We start from the raw sequence: 16,211 nt of genomic DNA on the forward strand, positions 1-16,211 counted from the left end.
GTTTTTCTGCCTCGACACCGGGACCGTCAACCCTTGCGAGCTGCTTTAACCACGTCTGCGTCAATTCGCCGTTGTTTTGAACCATTCCAATAAACCGTTTATAGACGCTGATGAAAAGTACAAAATTGATTCACATCAAAAAACCGCGAGATTTGGAACCTTTTTCGCACCGCGCCGTTGTCTGGCACACAATCGATTTACGCTCGCAGGAATGCCTGGAAGATGAGGCTTCCCTAAACGACATCGAATTGTTAGTTATCTGTGGCGGTCGGAGGTAGCAGTCGCCGCAGATAAATATGGGACGCCTACCGAGCCGAAGAGCTCATTGTAACGTTGGAGAGAGTTTCATGAAAAAGGCAATCATATTTGCGCTCGTCGGCCTGTCGCTTGCAAGCTGCACGCAGACGGAAAAGGGCGCTTCGATCGGTGCCGTTTCCGGCGCTGTTATTGGTGGAGCCATCACGGGTAATGTTCGCGGCGCGGCAGTTGGCGCAGCGATCGGCGGTGTCGGCGGTGCTTTGATCGGCAATGCTTCCGAGCCGGGCTATTGCTATTATCGCGACCAGTACGGTCAGCGTTACACGGCACGTTGCCGCTAATCGCTTCGCGAAATACCGTTGCACAGAAGCCCCGGTCATCCGGGGCTTTTTGCGTTATGGCGGGCAAAAGACGGGGCGGAGGGTCCTCAAAGCCGTTTATTTATGATTAAATTGCAATGTTAACGGACAGGAAACGGGTTAGGGCGACAATAAAGGCTCAACCATAAAGCAGCTTATGCGAAGAACACGAACTAACCCGAAGACAGGTATTGCGTATCGGAAAGCCGGCACCGCTCTCGCGGTTGCTGTGACGTTCGCCCTGTATCCGGCGTTTACCCGTGACGCGTTCGCCTTCAAACTGTTCGGCATGCGCCTCTGGGGTTCGGAAGAACCGGAGGTCGAGGTTATCAATCCGGTCAAATACGCCGTCACGCTTGATGCCCAGGACGCCGACAAATCCCTGAAAGACAGCCTGGAAAACAGCTCGCTTCTCCTGGCGGACAAGGAAAAACCGGCCTCAGGCGATCTTGGCCTTCTGATAAAGGCAAGAGACGACAGGGACAGGCTGATTGCGGAGCTTTATGAAAACGCCCGTTATGGCGGCATCGTCAAGGTCACCGTCGCCGGCAAGGATGTGGATAGCCTGCCGCCAAATCCGGTGTTCGATCATTCCGCTCCGGTGCCCGTGGTGATCACGGTAACGCCCGGCCCGGTCTTCAAACTCGGCAATGTCCGGCTGGAAGGCGATGTGACTGGCCGTAACCTTGAGGAATACGGCCTGATAACCGGGGGTGACGCCGGTTCTCTCGCCATCATCCGCGCCGGCAACAAGCTGATCGATGATCTGAAGGCCGAAGGCCGTCCGCTTGCGAAACTGACGAAACGCGAGGCGGTTGCCAACCACGCAACGAACACCGTCGACATCACCATGGCAGCCGAAGGCGGTCCCGTGGCGCCCCTCGGCACGGTGACCGTGACAGGTGAAAAAACCGTCGATGGCGATTTCATCCGCCGTTACTCGCGCCTCAATGGCGGCGAGCCCTATTCCCCGGAGAAACTGCGCAAGGCCGCCGACCGGCTGCGGCAGCTGGGCGTCTTTTCCAGCCTGACGATCAAGGAAGCGGGAACGCTGGCGCGCGACGGCACCATTCCGCTCACCATCGAGGTTTCAGAAGGCAAACACCGCTATTTCGGCGTCGGCGCACAATACTCCACCACGGAAGGCATCGGCCTTCAGGGTTATTGGGGCCACCGGAACCTGTTCGGACAGGCAGAATCGCTGCGTATCGAAGGTTCTGTCTCGCGCATCGCCGAAGCATCGAGCGTCGAAGGCATGGATTATTCGGCGGGCATCACCTTCACCAAGCCCGGCATGTTCAATCCGCGCACCACATTCAAGACCAGCCTGATTGCCAAGACCGAACACCCCGATACATACGACGCCAAGACAGTGACGGGCACAGCCGGTTTCGCCTACGAGCTGAACGACACTGACACTGCGGCAGCCGGTCTCGAGGTGCAATGGGCCGATACCGAAGACGCATTCGGCAAGAACGAATACCTCACCACCTCCATACCGCTGGAATTCGTTCGTGATACACGCGACGACAAGCTCAACCCCACCGAAGGCTTCCGCGCATCGCTGGCCGCCAAGCCTAGCTATGAAGCACTGAACGGCACCTTCTTTTCCTCTTTTGAAGGCTCCATCTCGGGCTACAAGGGGATTGGCGCCGAAGACCGGCTGATCATGGCCGGAAAGCTTACCGGCGGCGTGCTCGTCGGCGGCAGCGATCTACAGGACATTCCCACCACAAGGCGCTTTTATGCGGGTGGCGGCGGATCGGTGCGTGGCTATAGCTATCAGGAAATATCGCCGTATAATGCCGCTGGCGACGCAACGGGCGGCCGTTCTTATGTGGTCGGCTCCATCGAAGCCCGCATCAAGGTCACCGATACAATCGGCATCGTGCCCTTCATCGATGCGGGTGTTGTTTCGGATGAAGTGACACCCGATTTTTCCGATATCCGGGCTGGCGCCGGTATCGGCCTGCGTTACGCGACGCCCTTCGGGCCTCTGCGTCTCGATGTCGCCATGCCGCTTGAAAAATACGATGGTGGCAACAGTTTCGGCATTTATGCTGGCATCGGCCAGTCTTTTTAAACGCCGCAGTCGAACACCCTTGCAACAGAGTGTAGATTACCCTTTATGAAAATGTTGATTCGATTGCTGAAATGGCTGGGCTACGCTGCTTTGTTCGGCGTGGTGTTGGTGCTGCTCGCGGTTCTGTTCGTCGGTCTTACGCCGATGGGCGCAAGGATCGCCGCAACGCAGATTTCATCACTCGTTTCCACGCCCGATCAGGTGATCGAGATTTCTCCCCCGAGCGGCCTTTTGACCGGTCGCCTTCGGCTCGACAATGTCACCCTTTCAGACCGGCAGGGCCCCTATGCCCGCGTGAACCAGATCGCCGTCGACTGGTCGCCGCTTTCGCTGCTTGCCGGCACCTTCCATGCCGACCGCGTCTCGGCCGGATCGATCGATGTCGAGCGTAAACCGCTTGCGTCAGAGCAGACGCCGACCAAGAGCTCCAGCAATTCCTCGCTGCCGATCGAAGTCGCCGTCGACAATTTCAGCTTTCCCGATATCAGCCTTGGACAATCACTTCTCGGCCGCCCTTTCGACCTGACCGCTGAAGGCAGCCTCAAGGCCGCCCGGGACGACGTGAGGCTGTCGCTCACGGCCCACCGGCTGAATGCACCGGATGCGGAGGTTAACGCCGACGTTGCTTTCCTTCCGAATGAGAACGTCCTGAAGCTGAAAGCGGAGATGAAGGAGCCCGAGGGCGGGCTTCTCGCCACATTGCTTTCGCTTCCCGGCACACCTGCGGTGGCGATAGACCTCAACGGTGAAGGCCCGCTTTCCGACTGGACGGGCACCCTGCGCGGCAATGTCGCCGGTAACCCCGTCGTCAATGTGACCGGCCGCCACCTTCTTGGTGATGATGGCACACGCCGTATCGAAGTTGCGGGCGGTGGCCAGCCGGACCTGCTTCTGCCCCCGGCCTTCCGCCAGCTTTTTGCCGGCGAGACGAAGCTTGATGCAAATGCGACCCTTTCGCCGCAGGGCCGCATCGAAATAGGCAGCAGCACACTGGAAACCGGCACGTTGCTGCTGACGGCATCAGGCTCCGTCGATCCGAACGGTGAAAATGATCTTGCCGCCAATCTCATCGGCACCGCTGGCCCCGTGGATTTTCGCTGGCCGCTGGAGAATGGCGAGGTTCAGGCTCTCATCAACGGCCTCGATCTTTCCCTCAAGGGTGGAGCGGAGGCCGCGCATCTCAACACGACCGTATCGCTGCGCAGCCTTTCCCTGCCGCAAGGCCGGCTTGACGATGTCAAGCTGACGGCCGAAAGCGCCGATCTCAACGTCGCCAACCGCAGTGGCACGATCGCGACGGTCCTGTCCGTGGCGCAATCGTCCTTCGTCAGCCCGGATATCGACCGGCTGGTGCGTGCGCCGCTCACCATCAAGGCCCCGCTCCGCCTCACCTCTTCCGCCATCGGCTTCGACGGCGCGACGCTGGAAAGCGCCAGTGTCGGCGGCACGCTGAACGGCAGTTTCGATCTCGCCGGCAATCGCCTCACCTCCGGCATTCAGCTCTTCGCACTGCCCGCTACCCTTCCACCGGCGCTGGCGGAAAAATTCGATACGACCATCGCCCTCCAGGGCGATATCGACCTGACGATCGGTGGACGCACCAGCGTTGAAAACCTTGTCGTCAAATCGGGAACGATCGAAGCCACGGGCAATGTCAGCCTCGAAAACGAGGCATTAAGCGCCAGCTTGACGGGTAAATTTCCGGCGCTCGAGAAACTGACGCCGCAGGCAAAGGGCGTCGCCGATTTTGCAATCGAGGCCAGCGGCGCGCTTGCCGCACCGGATTTCAACGTCACCCTGAGTTCCGAAAGCGCCATCCTTGCCGGACGCACGCTGGAAGCGCTGAAGGTCGATGCAACAGGCAAGGCCGACCCGGCTGCGCCTCAGGCAAAAATCACCGCCAGCGGCAGTCTCGACCGGCAGAAGATCGACGCCAATGCCAATGTAGTGCAGACCGAAAACGGCACGGCGATGCCCGAGCTGCACGTGGCGGTGGGCCGGAATATCCTGAATGGGCAGCTGCAATTCTCGCAGCAGTTCCTGCCATCGGGCAATCTTTCCTTCAATTTCCCCGACCTTGCGCTGCTCGCCGCACTCGCCGCGCAGCAGGCGGATGGCGATATCGCCGGCGACATCGCCCTGAGCAACGCCAATGGCCGGATCGCCGCGACGATAAAGGCCAATGGCGGCAGCATCCGCCAGGGCACAACAACGATCTCCAAGCTCGCCGCCGATATTTCCATCGATGACCTTCAGGCTCTCGCCATCAATGGCAAGGTCAGCGCCGATAGCGTCAATGCCGGCGCCGCCGCGATATCAGGCCTGAATGCCACCATCGGACATTCCGGCACAACGACGCAGTTTGACGTCAACGGCCGTTACGACAACGCGCCGCTGGTGGTAAAGGGCAGCGCTGAGACCGGCGGATCGCCGATGACGGTGCGCGTCGATGCTTTTTCCGCCGCCCCCAAGGGCATTGCAGTACGACTTGAAAAACCAAGCACCATCGCCATCCAGAACGGCACGGCCCGCATCTCAGATCTGACCATCATCACGGGTGAAGGGCGCGTTGAGGTCAACGGCAGCGCCGGGTCGACGCTCGACATCAATGCCGATATCCGTTCGCTGCCCGCCAGTCTCGCAAATGCCTTCGCCACCGGGCTGGATGCGGCAGGCAGTATCTCCGGCACGGTGAGCGCCAAGGGTGCTGCGTCGAATCCGGCAGTCGATTACAATCTGAACTGGACAAATGCCGAGATTGCGCAGACACGCGTGGCGGGGCTCGCCGCCCTCGGCATCAAGGCGAATGGCCGTTTTGCCGGCGGCACCTTGCAGATCGACACCAATGTGTCCGGCCAGGGCGGCATGTCGCTTTCCGGCGGCGGCTCGCTCGGCATCGCCGGCAATCGTCCGCTTTCCATGGCATTTTCCGGCAGGCTGCCCTTCTCCGCCGTCGCGGCGCAAACCGCAGCGCAGGGCCTCGATGTGGATGGCACCGCCGCCATCGATGTGAAGATTTCCGGCAGCGCTTCCGCGCCCGTCGTGACCGGCAGCATCACCACCGATGGTACGCGCCTGACCGACGTGCGCAGGAACCTGACCATCAACGATCTGGGCGCCACCATCACCTTCGACCGCGACCGCGCCGTCATTTCCCGATTGACGGGCAAGCTGGCCGGCGGTGGAACGATCTCGGGAACCGGCAGCGTCGGCATATCAGGCGGTTCGGGTTTCCCCGCCGATATATCGATCACGCTTAATCGCGCCGGTTATAATGACGGCACGCTGGTGACGACGGTGGTAAGCGGCACGCTGACGCTGAAAGGCCCGCTGCTGAATTCCCCCGTGCTGGGTGGCAATCTGACGCTGGACAGAAGCGCCATCACCATTCCGGAAAAGCTTCCGGCCTCGCTGACGGAGATCGATGTCAAGCACAAGAACGCCCCACCAAAGGTGCGCGCGCAGGCCAAAGCGCTCGGGGCTGACCAAGGCGGAAGCGGCAGCTCGTCCACCATCAATCTCGATCTGCAGGTGAATGCACCAAGCGGTATCTTCGTGCGCGGCCGCGGCATCGATGCGGAACTCACGGGTAATCTGACGATCCGTGGCACGGCAGCCGTTCCCGTCATTTCCGGTGGCTTTGAAATGCGCCGTGGCCGGCTCGAAATCCTCACTCGCCGCCTCGATTTCACGACAGGCAATATCAGTTTTGGTGGCGGCCTCGTTCCGGTCCTCGATATGAAGGCGGACTCGACGGTCGGCTCAACGACTATCACCGTGTCCGTTTCCGGCACTGCCAACGATCCGACCTTTGCTTTCTCCTCGGCGCCCGCCCTGCCGCAGGACGAGGTGATGGCACAGTTGATCTTCGGCCAGTCCATGTCGAAACTCTCGGCTCTGCAGATCGCGAGGCTCGCCGATGCCGCCGCCCAGCTGGCAGGCGGGCGCTCCACCTCGCTGTTCGACAAGCTCAGAAGCAATCTCGGCGTCGACGATCTCGATATTTCGACCGACTCCGAGGGGCAGGCCCGCGTTTCCGCCGGTAAATATCTGAACGAAAGAACCTATCTCGAACTGCAGCAAAGCGGCGAGTCCGGCGCAAAAGCCATCATCAACCTCGATGTCGGGCGGGGCGTGAAATTGCGCGGGGAAGCGGGCGGCGATGGCGAAGGCGCAGCCGGCATATTTTACGAGAAGGAATATTAGTATTTCCAGTAAAAGTGCGTAGCGGTTTTACGTCCGGACAATGCGTAAAATCAAAGAGAGTATTTTCGCAATTCGAAGAAAAGCGAAAACACTCCAGAGCCGCTTCGCATTTAGGTTTGCGAAACCATCTCATGCTACGAATCTTCCATTGAAGACGGAAATATTGTTTTCCGGCTGTTCAGGCACCAGGCAGAACGCCAAATCCGCATATGCAAGTGTCGGTGCACTTGCGCCGGCCTCCACAGCGAGCATTGGGAAGAATTCTGATGGCAATGATTAACTCTACCAATTTTGGCGGTGAGACGCTCGAAATCATCGCGTTCCGCCTGCATGATCAGGAATTCTGCGTGAAGACGACGACCATCCGCGAAATTCGCGGCTGGGCGCCTTCGACGCCTATTCCCCACGCGCCGAAAGACGTTATCGGCGTCATGAACCTGCGCGGCTCTGTCATCCCGATCATCGATCTGGCCCACAAGCTCGGCATGAAAAGCACCGTCGCCAATGAGAGAAGCGCCATCGTGGTGGCGGAAGTGCACAACATGGTCATCGGCATGCTGGTCGATCGCGTTTCTGACATTCTGACGATCCCGGCAAACCAGGTTCAGCCGGTTCCGGAGATCTCGGCCTCCTTCGACAAGTCGTACTCGGAAGGCATCATTGCCAACGAACACGGCATGATCTGCTTCCTGAACCTCGCAAAAATGTTCAAGGGAACCGAAGCGGAAGACCTCGCCGCCTAATCAGGCCTTTTCCGCTGGCCTTGCCAGACGAAAACTATCAATCAATCCAGACCGCCGGAGCACCCGCCCGGCGGTTTTGTTTTTCCTTTACGCTGTTTTATTAAATAAGAACATTTTAATATTATAGATATCTAATATTAAAAGCCGTAGATCATTATCGCGCCGGCACGACTATCACGCGGGCCGATACCTGACCAAGGCGAAGAGACAAAAGTGCCTGCATTGCTGCCTTCGGCGGCAAAACCTGTTCGTTATTCAACATGATACGACGTGGACCGCATGTCCTGTGCGGCTCGCCGCGCCGTGGGCTGATTTTGGGGGACGTGGAATGCTGGGGTTAGGAAAAAGAGCAGATAATAAAAATATGCTCGATGCCATATCGAGATCACAGGCGGTCATAGAATTCGATCTCAAAGGTAACATTCTCACTGCAAATAAGAATTTCTGCGCGGCGCTGGGTTATGATCTCGCCGAGATCGTCGGCAAGCATCATCGCATCTTCTGCGACGGCCAACTCGCCGCATCGCGGGCCTATCAGGAATTCTGGGCCTCTCTCGCCCGTGGCGAGTTCCAGGCCAAGGAATATCGCCGTATCCGCAAGGACGGCTCCGTTATCTGGATCGAGGCCTCTTACAACCCGGTTTTCCGTTCGGGCAAACCCTATAAGGTCGTGAAGATCGCCACCGACATCACCGCCAAGAAGATCAAGGCCGTGGACGATGCCGGCAAGCTGGAGGCACTCTCCCGTTCCCAGGCGACCATCGAGTTTTTGCCCGATGGCACCATCATCACCGCCAATCCGAATTTCTGCGCCACGGTAAATTACGACGTCAAGGAAATCGAGGGCAGGCACCACCGGATGTTCTGCGATCCGGCCTATGCCGCCTCGCCTGCCTATGGCAATTTCTGGCCGCGACTGGCGGCGGGGGAATTCATCTCGGATGAATTTGTCCGCTACGGAAAGAACGGCAAGGAAATATGGATCCAGGCCGCCTATAATCCGGTGCTGGACGAAGCCGGCAAGGTGGTGAAAGTGGTGAAATTCGCCACGGACGTCACGCCGCGCATGAGCGCCATCAGCGTGCTTGCCGATGCCCTGCGGGCACTGGCCGAGGGTGATCTTGTGCAGCGCCTCGACAACAGCTTCGTGCCCAGCATGGAAAAGCTGCGTGCGGACTTCAACGAGGTCGTCGCCAAGCTGCAGACCACCATGCAAACCATTGCCCACAATGCCTCGACAATCGCCTCCGGCTCAGGCGAAATCCGCATAGCCGCCGATCAACTCTCGCAACGCACCGAACAGCAGGCGGCCTCGCTGGAAGAAACCGCAGCCGCACTGGAGGAAATCACCACCACCGTGTCCGATGCCAGCCAGCGCGCCGGCGAGGCCGGCAAACTGGTGCTGCGAACGAGAGAACATGCCGAACATTCCGGCGACATCGTCCAGCAGGCAATTTCCGCCATGGACGCGATTTCTCGGTCCTCGGGTGAAATCACCAACATCATCGGCGTCATTGACGACATTGCTTTCCAGACCAATCTTCTGGCCCTGAATGCGGGCGTCGAAGCTGCCCGGGCCGGGGAAGCGGGCAAGGGTTTCGCCGTTGTGGCACAGGAGGTCCGGGAACTCGCCCAACGGTCCGCCGTTGCGGCCAAGGAAATCAAATCCCTCATCAACACCTCTCGCGAGCAGGTCGCCAATGGCGTGGATCTGGTTGGCAGAACCGGCGGCGCCCTGCGGGATATCCAGTCACAGATGAGCGAGATCGACACCAATGTCTCGGCCATCGTTGAAGCTTCGCGCGAACAGGCGAATGGTCTGCGGGAAATCAATCAGGCCGTCAACGTCATGGATCAGGCCACCCAGAAAAACGCCGCCATGGTGGAGGAAACCACTGCCGCCAGCCACGGCCTCGCCACCGAGGCGGAAAATCTGCACGAGTTGCTGCGGCAGTTCAGAATATCACACGAAGCATCAGCATCACCCGCCCGCCCGGCGGACAAAAAGCCTGCCGTCGTCACCAGACTTCCCGCGCCGCAGCCTCGATATGCCGCCGCGCCAAGGTCTCACGGAAACGCAGCAGCGGAATGGGCGGAATTCTAGGGCCGTTCAGAAGCCGGAAGGTCGCCGGGAAACGGCGGCCTCAACGTTATAGAATGATACGATCCGCCCGGGTGAAGATTTCAAAATCCTCACCCCGCACCAGCGCCACAAGCGTGATACCCGAGCTCTCAGCCGTTTCAATGGCGAGCGCGGTGGGCGCGGAGATCGCTGCCAGAATGGGGCAGCCAAGGATGGCCGTCTTCTGGACCATTTCCACCGACAGGCGGCTCGTGACCACCACAATGCCCGCATCGGGAGATAGGTTCGCGTTGATAACCGCACCTGCGAGCTTGTCGAGTGCATTATGGCGGCCGACATCTTCTCGGGCGGCAAGCAGCCCTCCTTGAGGATTGTAAAAACCCGCGCCGTGCACTGCCCTCGTTTCGCGGTTGAGGCTTTGCGCCCCGTTCAGCGCTTTCACCGCCGCAACGATGTCATTGCCATCAACGGAGACTTCCGCGCCGCTCAGATCCGGTACCACGCGGACTGCCTGTTCAATGGATTCGATGCCACAAAGACCGCATCCGACCGGGCCCGCCATATGCCGTCGTCTTGCCTTCAGCGCATCGGCGTTGGCATCCTGCAAATCCACCTGAACATCAAAACCCTGCCCGGCCTCGATCACTTCAATGGAACGGATTTCCGCCCTGGAGGATATGATGCCCTCCGTGAGACTGAAACCGATTGCGAAATCGACAAGATCGGCGGGGCTGGCCATCATCACGGCATGGGTGCTGCCGCCATAAGAAAAGGCAACCGGCACCTCCTCGGGCACCGCCCGCTCGCCCTCGACTATGGCCCCTTCCCGCAGAGCGGTTCTTGCGACCCTTCGGTAACTTGCCTTTGCCGACACGCTGATCACTCCTCCATGACGAAAATCTGCCTCATCTCGCTAAGGATCCCAAAGCAGCACTTCTTCCCGCCACCACATCTAACCTATAGCCATGAAAATCGGAATCGGTTTCCGAGTGCATCTATTGAAGGCGCTTTACTATCCCTGCTTTACCCATTGTCTGCCCGTGAATCGCCGGCGTAATTCGCTAGCAACATTCCGAAGCCCGAGCCGAGTCGACGGACGGCTCATGCGCGGAAACGGGCATTTCTCGCTTGGATAAGGTGGCAGACACTCGCCCGAAAACAAAAAAGCGACCGAAACGGCCGCTTTCTGTTTTGAATTTTTTGTGGGCAGTCATTCTTTCGAACCCGCCCGGTGCTTTCAAGCAGCGACGAGAACCTCATGCAGGTTCGTCAGTTCGTAAAGGTGCTTTTCAAGCTTGGTCAGATGCTCGTGGTGATGATTGCCCTCTTCGATTTCGGCCTTGGCCGCATCGATACGCTTCTGCAGCGTGTCGGGAGACATGTCATCGGCCGAAACTGCGGATTCGGCGAGAAGCGTGCAGCCGGTCGGCAGAATATCGGCAAAACCACCGAAAACCACGTATTTATGGGTCTCACCGGAAGCGAACTTCACCGTTACCAGACCCGGCTTGATCGTGGTCATCGTCGGCGCGTGATTGGCCAGAACGGTCATTTCACCCAGCGTAGCCGGGATGACGACTTCCGTAACCGTTTCGGAAACGAGCAGACGCTCCGGGGAAACGAGATCGAATTTGAAACTGTCAGCCATGGCTATTCACTTCTTTTCAATTACGCGGGCGTCAGAGACTTGTCTTTTACAACGTAGGCAAAGCCGTTCCGCTTTCGCCACCATTGTCGGCAAGGCGCGCGGTAGAACCACGCGCCCGCCAATTCATGATCATGCAGCCTCGGCAGCCAGCTTCTTCGCCTTTTCGATGGCTTCTTCCATCGAACCGACCATGTAGAAAGCAGCTTCCGGCAGGTTGTCGTATTCGCCGTTGACCAAGCCCTTGAAGCCCTTGATCGTGTCTTCGAGCGCGACGAGCTTGCCCGGCGAGCCGGTGAAGACTTCAGCAACGAAGAACGGCTGCGACAGGAAGCGCTCGATCTTGCGGGCGCGGGCAACCGTCAGCTTGTCTTCTTCCGACAGTTCGTCCATGCCGAGGATGGCGATGATATCCTGAAGAGACTTGTAGCGCTGCAGGGTCGACTGAACCTTACGGGCAACCTCGTAGTGCTCTTCGCCGACGATCATCGGGTCGAGCATGCGCGAGGTGGAGTCGAGCGGGTCAACAGCCGGGTAAATACCCTTTTCAGCGATCGAACGCGACAGAACCGTCGTTGCGTCAAGGTGCGCGAACGAGGTGGCCGGCGCCGGGTCGGTCAAGTCGTCGGCGGGAACATAAATCGCCTGAACCGAGGTGATCGAACCCTTGTTCGTGGTGGTGATGCGTTCCTGCATCTGACCCATGTCCGTGGCGAGCGTCGGCTGATAGCCCACGGCCGACGGAATACGGCCGAGCAGAGCCGACACTTCCGAACCAGCCTGCGTGAAGCGGAAGATGTTGTCCACGAAGAACAGAACGTCCTGGCCTTCATCACGGAAGTTTTCAGCGATCGTCAGACCGGTCAGAGCGACGCGGGCGCGGGCGCCCGGCGGTTCGTTCATCTGGCCGTAAACCAGAGCTGCCTTAGAACCTTCACCGCCGCCAAGCTTGTTGACGTTGGACTCGATCATTTCGTGGTAGAGGTCGTTACCTTCGCGGGTACGCTCACCCACGCCGGCGAATACCGAGTAACCGCCGTGCGCCTTGGCGACGTTGTTGATCAGTTCCATGATGAGAACCGTCTTGCCAACGCCGGCGCCGCCGAACAGGCCGATCTTGCCGCCCTTGGCGTAAGGAGCCAGAAGGTCGACGACCTTGATGCCGGTGACGAGGATCTGTGCTTCGGTCGACTGCTCGACGTAAGACGGCGCATCCTGGTGGATGGCGCGCTTCTTGGCCGTAACGATCGGGCCTGCTTCGTCAACCGGCTCGCCGATGACGTTCATGATGCGGCCGAGCGTTTCCGGACCGACCGGAACCTCGATCGGAGCGCCCGTGTTGCTGACCGGCTGACCACGGACGAGGCCTTCGGTCGAGTCCATGGCGATCGTGCGGACGACGTTTTCGCCGAGATGCTGCGCGACTTCCAGAACGAGGCGGTTGCCGTTGTTCTCGGTTTCGAGCGCGTTCAGGATCGGAGGCAGTTCGCCTTCGAACACCACGTCGACAACAGCGCCGATAACCTGGGTAACCTTGCCCGCGCCGTTCACCGCTGCGGTTTTCTTGGGGGTAGCTGCCTTAGCCATTATCCTTACCCTCTTTCCTTACCTCAGAGCGCTTCCGCGCCCGAAATGATTTCAATGAGTTCCTTGGTGATCTGAGCCTGACGCTGACGGTTGTAGGAAAGCGTCAGCTTGTTGATCATCTCACCGGCATTGCGCGTTGCATTGTCCATCGCGCTCATCTTGGCGCCCATTTCACCGGCAACGTTTTCGAGCAGAGCCCGGAAAACCTGAACCGAAATGTTGCGCGGAATAAGGTCTTCCAGAATAGAAGCCGCATCCGGCTCATATTCGTAGACGGCGCTCTGCGTCGCGGCATCCTCTTCCACAACAGGCGTTGCGGCGGGAATAAGCTGCAGGCCGGTCGGGATCTGGCTGATGACGGACTTGAATTCCGAATAGATCAGCGTGCAGACATCGAACTCACCCGCGTTGAAGAGCGAGATCACCTTCTTGGCGATCTGGTCGGCGTTTTCAAAACCGACCTTCTTCACTTCGCGCAGTTCGATGCGCTCGATGATGTTGGCTGCAAATTCGCGGCGAAGGCTGTCGTAACCTTTCTTGCCGACCGTGATGATCTTGACCGTCTTGCCTTCCGAAATCAGCTTGCGGGCGTGATCGCGGGCAAAACGGGCGATTTGCGAGTTGAAACCCCCGCAAAGACCACGTTCAGCCGTGCAGACGACGAGCAGGTGCACGTCGTCCTTGCCGGTGCCGGTCATCAGCGCCGGAGCAACGTCCGCCTCGACCGCCTTGGCGATGTTGGCAAGAACGGCGCTCATGCGCTGAGAATAAGGCCGGGCGGCCTCCGCAGCTTCCTGGGCGCGCCGAAGCTTCGCCGCGGCGACCATTTTCATCGCCTTGGTAATCTTCTGCGTCGCCTTTACGGAGGCAATGCGGTTTTTCAGATCCTTTAGTGAAGGCATCCGTTATCCGTCCGAGTAAAAGAGCCCTAATTACGAGAAAGACTTCGCGAAGCTATCAAGAGCGCCCTTGAGCTTGCTCTTGGTATCGTCGCTGATTGCCTTTTCCGTGCGGATGGTGTCGAGGATCGCCTTGCCTTCCGAGCGGAGGTAGGAGAGCAGACCCTGCTCGAACTTGCCGACCTGCGCGACCGGGATCTTGTCGAGATAACCGTTGACACCGGCGAAGATCACCGCGACCTGCTCTTCCGTCTTGAGCGGGGAGAACTGCGGCTGCTTCAGAAGCTCGGTCAGGCGGGCACCGCGGTTAAGCAGGCGCTGCGTGGAAGCGTCAAGATCCGAGCCGAACTGGGCGAAAGCGGCCATTTCGCGATACTGGGCAAGTTCACCCTTGATCGAACCGGCGACCTGCTTCATCGCCTTGATCTGGGCGGCAGAGCCAACGCGCGAAACCGACAGACCGACGTTAACGGCCGGACGGATACCCTGGTAGAACAGGTCGGTTTCAAGGAAGATCTGGCCGTCGGTGATCGAGATCACGTTGGTCGGAATGAAGGCCGAAACGTCGTTGCCCTGGGTTTCGATGACAGGCAGAGCCGTCAGAGAGCCAGCACCCATTTCGTCGGAGAGCTTTGCAGCGCGCTCCAGAAGACGGGAGTGAAGGTAGAATACGTCGCCCGGATAAGCTTCGCGGCCCGGAGGACGGCGCAGCAGAAGCGACATCTGACGGTAAGCAACGGCCTGCTTGGAAAGGTCGTCATAACCGATGAGGGCGTGCTTGCCGTTATCACGGAAGTATTCGCCCATGGCGCAACCGGCAAACGGTGCCAGATACTGCATCGGAGCCGGGTCGGAAGCCGTGGCAGCAATGATGATCGAATACTGCAGGGCGCCGCGCTCTTCCAGAACCTTTACGAACTGGGCAACGGTCGAACGCTTCTGGCCGATAGCAACGTAGACGCAATAAAGCTTGTCGCCTTCCGGACCATTGTCGTGAATGGCCTTCTGGTTCAGGATCGCGTCGAGAATGATCGCGGTCTTGCCGGTCTGGCGGTCGCCGATGACGAGCTCGCGCTGGCCGCGGCCAACCGGGATGAGGGCGTCGATAGCCTTGAGGCCGGTCGACATCGGCTCATGAACCGACTTACGCGGAATGATGCCGGGAGCCTTGACGTCAACGCGCGAACGCTTGGCGGCGTTGATCGGGCCTTTGCCGTCGATCGGGTTGCCGAGGGCGTCAACGACGCGGCCGAGCAGTTCCGGGCCAACCGGAACGTCAACGATAGCGCCAGTCCGCTTTACGGTGTCGCCTTCCTTGATGGCACGGTCGGAACCGAAGATAACCACACCGACGTTGTCGGCTTCGAGGTTGAGCGCCATGCCGCGAACGCCGCCAGGAAACTCGACCATTTCGCCGGCCTGAACATTGTCGAGACCATAGACGCGGGCGATACCGTCACCGACGGAAAGCACCTGACCGACTTCCGAGACTTCCGCCTCGTTGCCGAAATTTTTGATTTGATCTTTCAGAATTGCGGAAATTTCCGCGGCGCGGATATCCATCAGCCAACCTCTTTCAGTGCAAGCTTAAGGGTGGAAAGTTTGGTGCGAAGAGACGTATCGATCTGGCGAGAACCAACCTTGACGATCAGGCCACCGAGGATCGAAGGATCAACGGTAACGGAAACCGTCACATCCTTGCCGGTAACGCTCTTCAGCGCCGCCTTCAGTTCAGTTTCTTGCGCTTCGTCGAGCGCATGTGCCGAGGTGACCTCGGCGGTAATTTCGCCGCGATGGGCAGCAGCAATGGAGCGATAGGCGCGGATCATGCCGGGAACGGCAAACAGACGGCGGTTATTCGCAACGACCTTGAGGAAATTGACAGCAAGACCGGCAAGACCGGCCTTCTCGCAGATTGCGGTGATTGCCTTGAACTGATCCTCGGCGGAAAACACCGGGCTCGCAACCAGACGCTTCAAATCGTCACTTCCATCGAGAAGTGCGCCGAACCTGTCCAGATCGGCTCCAACTGCCTCGACCGCACCCGCTTCCAAAGCAAGCTCGAAAAGCGACGATGCATACCTTTCGGCTACACCGGATGTTCCATGGGAGGTATCTGCCACGGGCACTTTTTCCCTGCTAATCGTCCAAGAACATCAGCGAGGGGGATCCTCCGCATCAAATTCTTGAAATCGTTTCAATTTCCCCGAAAAAGACCGGAATTCCCCCCTGCCTTTTCCCAATTTCGCGGTCCGTCTAGCATAGGACGCCGGGACTCGCAACACGCGTAATAGCGGAAAGCGCCGTTTGGGCAAGGGGGAATGCGTTTAAATTTTCCGATTCCGCCC

Annotated in this window: 11 protein-coding genes; 5 read left to right on the plus strand and 6 right to left on the minus strand. The window is 58.9% G+C overall.

The window, feature by feature from the left end; genetic code table 11:
• The first annotated feature begins 347 nt into the window (after positions 1–347).
• The 5 genes from V6S97_RS22140 to V6S97_RS22160 all read left to right on the plus strand — a co-directional run bounded on the left by V6S97_RS22140 (position 348) and on the right by V6S97_RS22160 (position 9,753).
• A complete protein-coding gene (locus tag V6S97_RS22140; RefSeq protein WP_003504940.1) occupies positions 348–599 on the plus strand; it encodes a YMGG-like glycine zipper-containing protein in 252 nt (83 codons plus the stop codon).
• A 175-nt stretch (positions 600–774) separates the two neighbouring features.
• A complete protein-coding gene (locus tag V6S97_RS22145; protein ID WP_334427754.1) occupies positions 775–2,700 on the plus strand; it encodes an autotransporter assembly complex protein TamA in 1,926 nt (641 codons plus the stop codon).
• Positions 2,701–2,745: 45 nt separating this feature from the next.
• The gene (locus V6S97_RS22150) at positions 2,746–6,906 is read left to right on the plus strand and encodes a translocation/assembly module TamB domain-containing protein (protein WP_334427756.1); all 4,161 of its coding nucleotides are present in this window, start codon (positions 2,746–2,748) and stop codon (positions 6,904–6,906) included.
• A 266-nt stretch (positions 6,907–7,172) separates the two neighbouring features.
• On the plus strand, positions 7,173–7,649 hold the full coding sequence (locus V6S97_RS22155; protein ID WP_003504949.1) for a chemotaxis protein CheW: 477 nt from the start codon (positions 7,173–7,175) through the stop codon (positions 7,647–7,649).
• A gap of 328 nt (positions 7,650–7,977) precedes the next feature.
• Entirely contained in the window at positions 7,978–9,753 is a 1,776-nt protein-coding gene (locus V6S97_RS22160; protein WP_111784992.1) for a methyl-accepting chemotaxis protein, read from the plus strand.
• Positions 9,754–9,799: 46 nt separating this feature from the next.
• Here the strand turns inward: V6S97_RS22160 and fdhD are convergent, their stop codons facing one another.
• The 6 genes from fdhD to V6S97_RS22190 all read right to left on the minus strand — a co-directional run bounded on the left by fdhD (position 9,800) and on the right by V6S97_RS22190 (position 15,992).
• The gene (gene fdhD / locus V6S97_RS22165; RefSeq protein WP_334427759.1) at positions 9,800–10,615 is read right to left on the minus strand and encodes a formate dehydrogenase accessory sulfurtransferase FdhD; all 816 of its coding nucleotides are present in this window, start codon (positions 10,613–10,615) and stop codon (positions 9,800–9,802) included.
• A gap of 354 nt (positions 10,616–10,969) precedes the next feature.
• Entirely contained in the window at positions 10,970–11,380 is a 411-nt protein-coding gene (locus V6S97_RS22170; RefSeq protein WP_003492358.1) for a F0F1 ATP synthase subunit epsilon, read from the minus strand.
• Between the two features lie 129 nt (positions 11,381–11,509).
• Positions 11,510–12,964, minus strand: coding sequence for a F0F1 ATP synthase subunit beta (atpD, locus tag V6S97_RS22175; RefSeq protein ID WP_113076764.1), 1,455 nt, complete (start codon positions 12,962–12,964; stop codon positions 11,510–11,512).
• A 23-nt stretch (positions 12,965–12,987) separates the two neighbouring features.
• Positions 12,988–13,866 (minus strand): F0F1 ATP synthase subunit gamma, encoded by an 879-nt coding sequence (locus V6S97_RS22180; RefSeq protein ID WP_003504958.1) that lies wholly within the window; start codon positions 13,864–13,866, stop codon positions 12,988–12,990.
• A 30-nt stretch (positions 13,867–13,896) separates the two neighbouring features.
• A complete protein-coding gene (gene atpA / locus V6S97_RS22185) occupies positions 13,897–15,426 on the minus strand; it encodes a F0F1 ATP synthase subunit alpha (RefSeq protein WP_003516747.1) in 1,530 nt (509 codons plus the stop codon).
• Complete coding sequence (locus tag V6S97_RS22190) at positions 15,426–15,992, minus strand: F0F1 ATP synthase subunit delta (RefSeq protein ID WP_173739219.1); 567 nt, start codon at positions 15,990–15,992, stop codon at positions 15,426–15,428. Before V6S97_RS22190 ends, atpA begins: the two co-directional genes overlap by 1 nt.
• Between the last annotated feature and the right edge of the window lie 219 nt (positions 15,993–16,211).

The sequence above is a fragment of the Agrobacterium sp. CCNWLW155 genome, from assembly GCF_036888815.1.
Taxonomy (GTDB): Bacteria; Pseudomonadota; Alphaproteobacteria; order Rhizobiales; family Rhizobiaceae; genus Agrobacterium; species Agrobacterium radiobacter.

Excerpts from the sequence above, each read along its gene's own strand:
- V6S97_RS22140 (WP_003504940.1), top strand. The coding sequence starts at position 348 with ATGAAAAAGGCAATCATATTTGCGCTCGTCGGCCTGTCGCTTGCAAGC.
- V6S97_RS22145 (WP_334427754.1), top strand. The coding sequence starts at position 775 with ATGCGAAGAACACGAACTAACCCGAAGACAGGTATTGCGTATCGGAAA.
- V6S97_RS22150 (WP_334427756.1), top strand. The coding sequence starts at position 2,746 with ATGAAAATGTTGATTCGATTGCTGAAATGGCTGGGCTACGCTGCTTTG.
- V6S97_RS22155 (WP_003504949.1), top strand. The coding sequence starts at position 7,173 with ATGGCAATGATTAACTCTACCAATTTTGGCGGTGAGACGCTCGAAATC.
- V6S97_RS22160 (WP_111784992.1), top strand. The coding sequence starts at position 7,978 with ATGCTGGGGTTAGGAAAAAGAGCAGATAATAAAAATATGCTCGATGCC.
- V6S97_RS22170 (WP_003492358.1), bottom strand. The coding sequence starts at position 11,380 with ATGGCTGACAGTTTCAAATTCGATCTCGTTTCCCCGGAGCGTCTGCTC.
- atpD (WP_113076764.1), bottom strand. The coding sequence starts at position 12,964 with ATGGCTAAGGCAGCTACCCCCAAGAAAACCGCAGCGGTGAACGGCGCG.
- V6S97_RS22180 (WP_003504958.1), bottom strand. The coding sequence starts at position 13,866 with ATGCCTTCACTAAAGGATCTGAAAAACCGCATTGCCTCCGTAAAGGCG.
- atpA (WP_003516747.1), bottom strand. The coding sequence starts at position 15,426 with ATGGATATCCGCGCCGCGGAAATTTCCGCAATTCTGAAAGATCAAATC.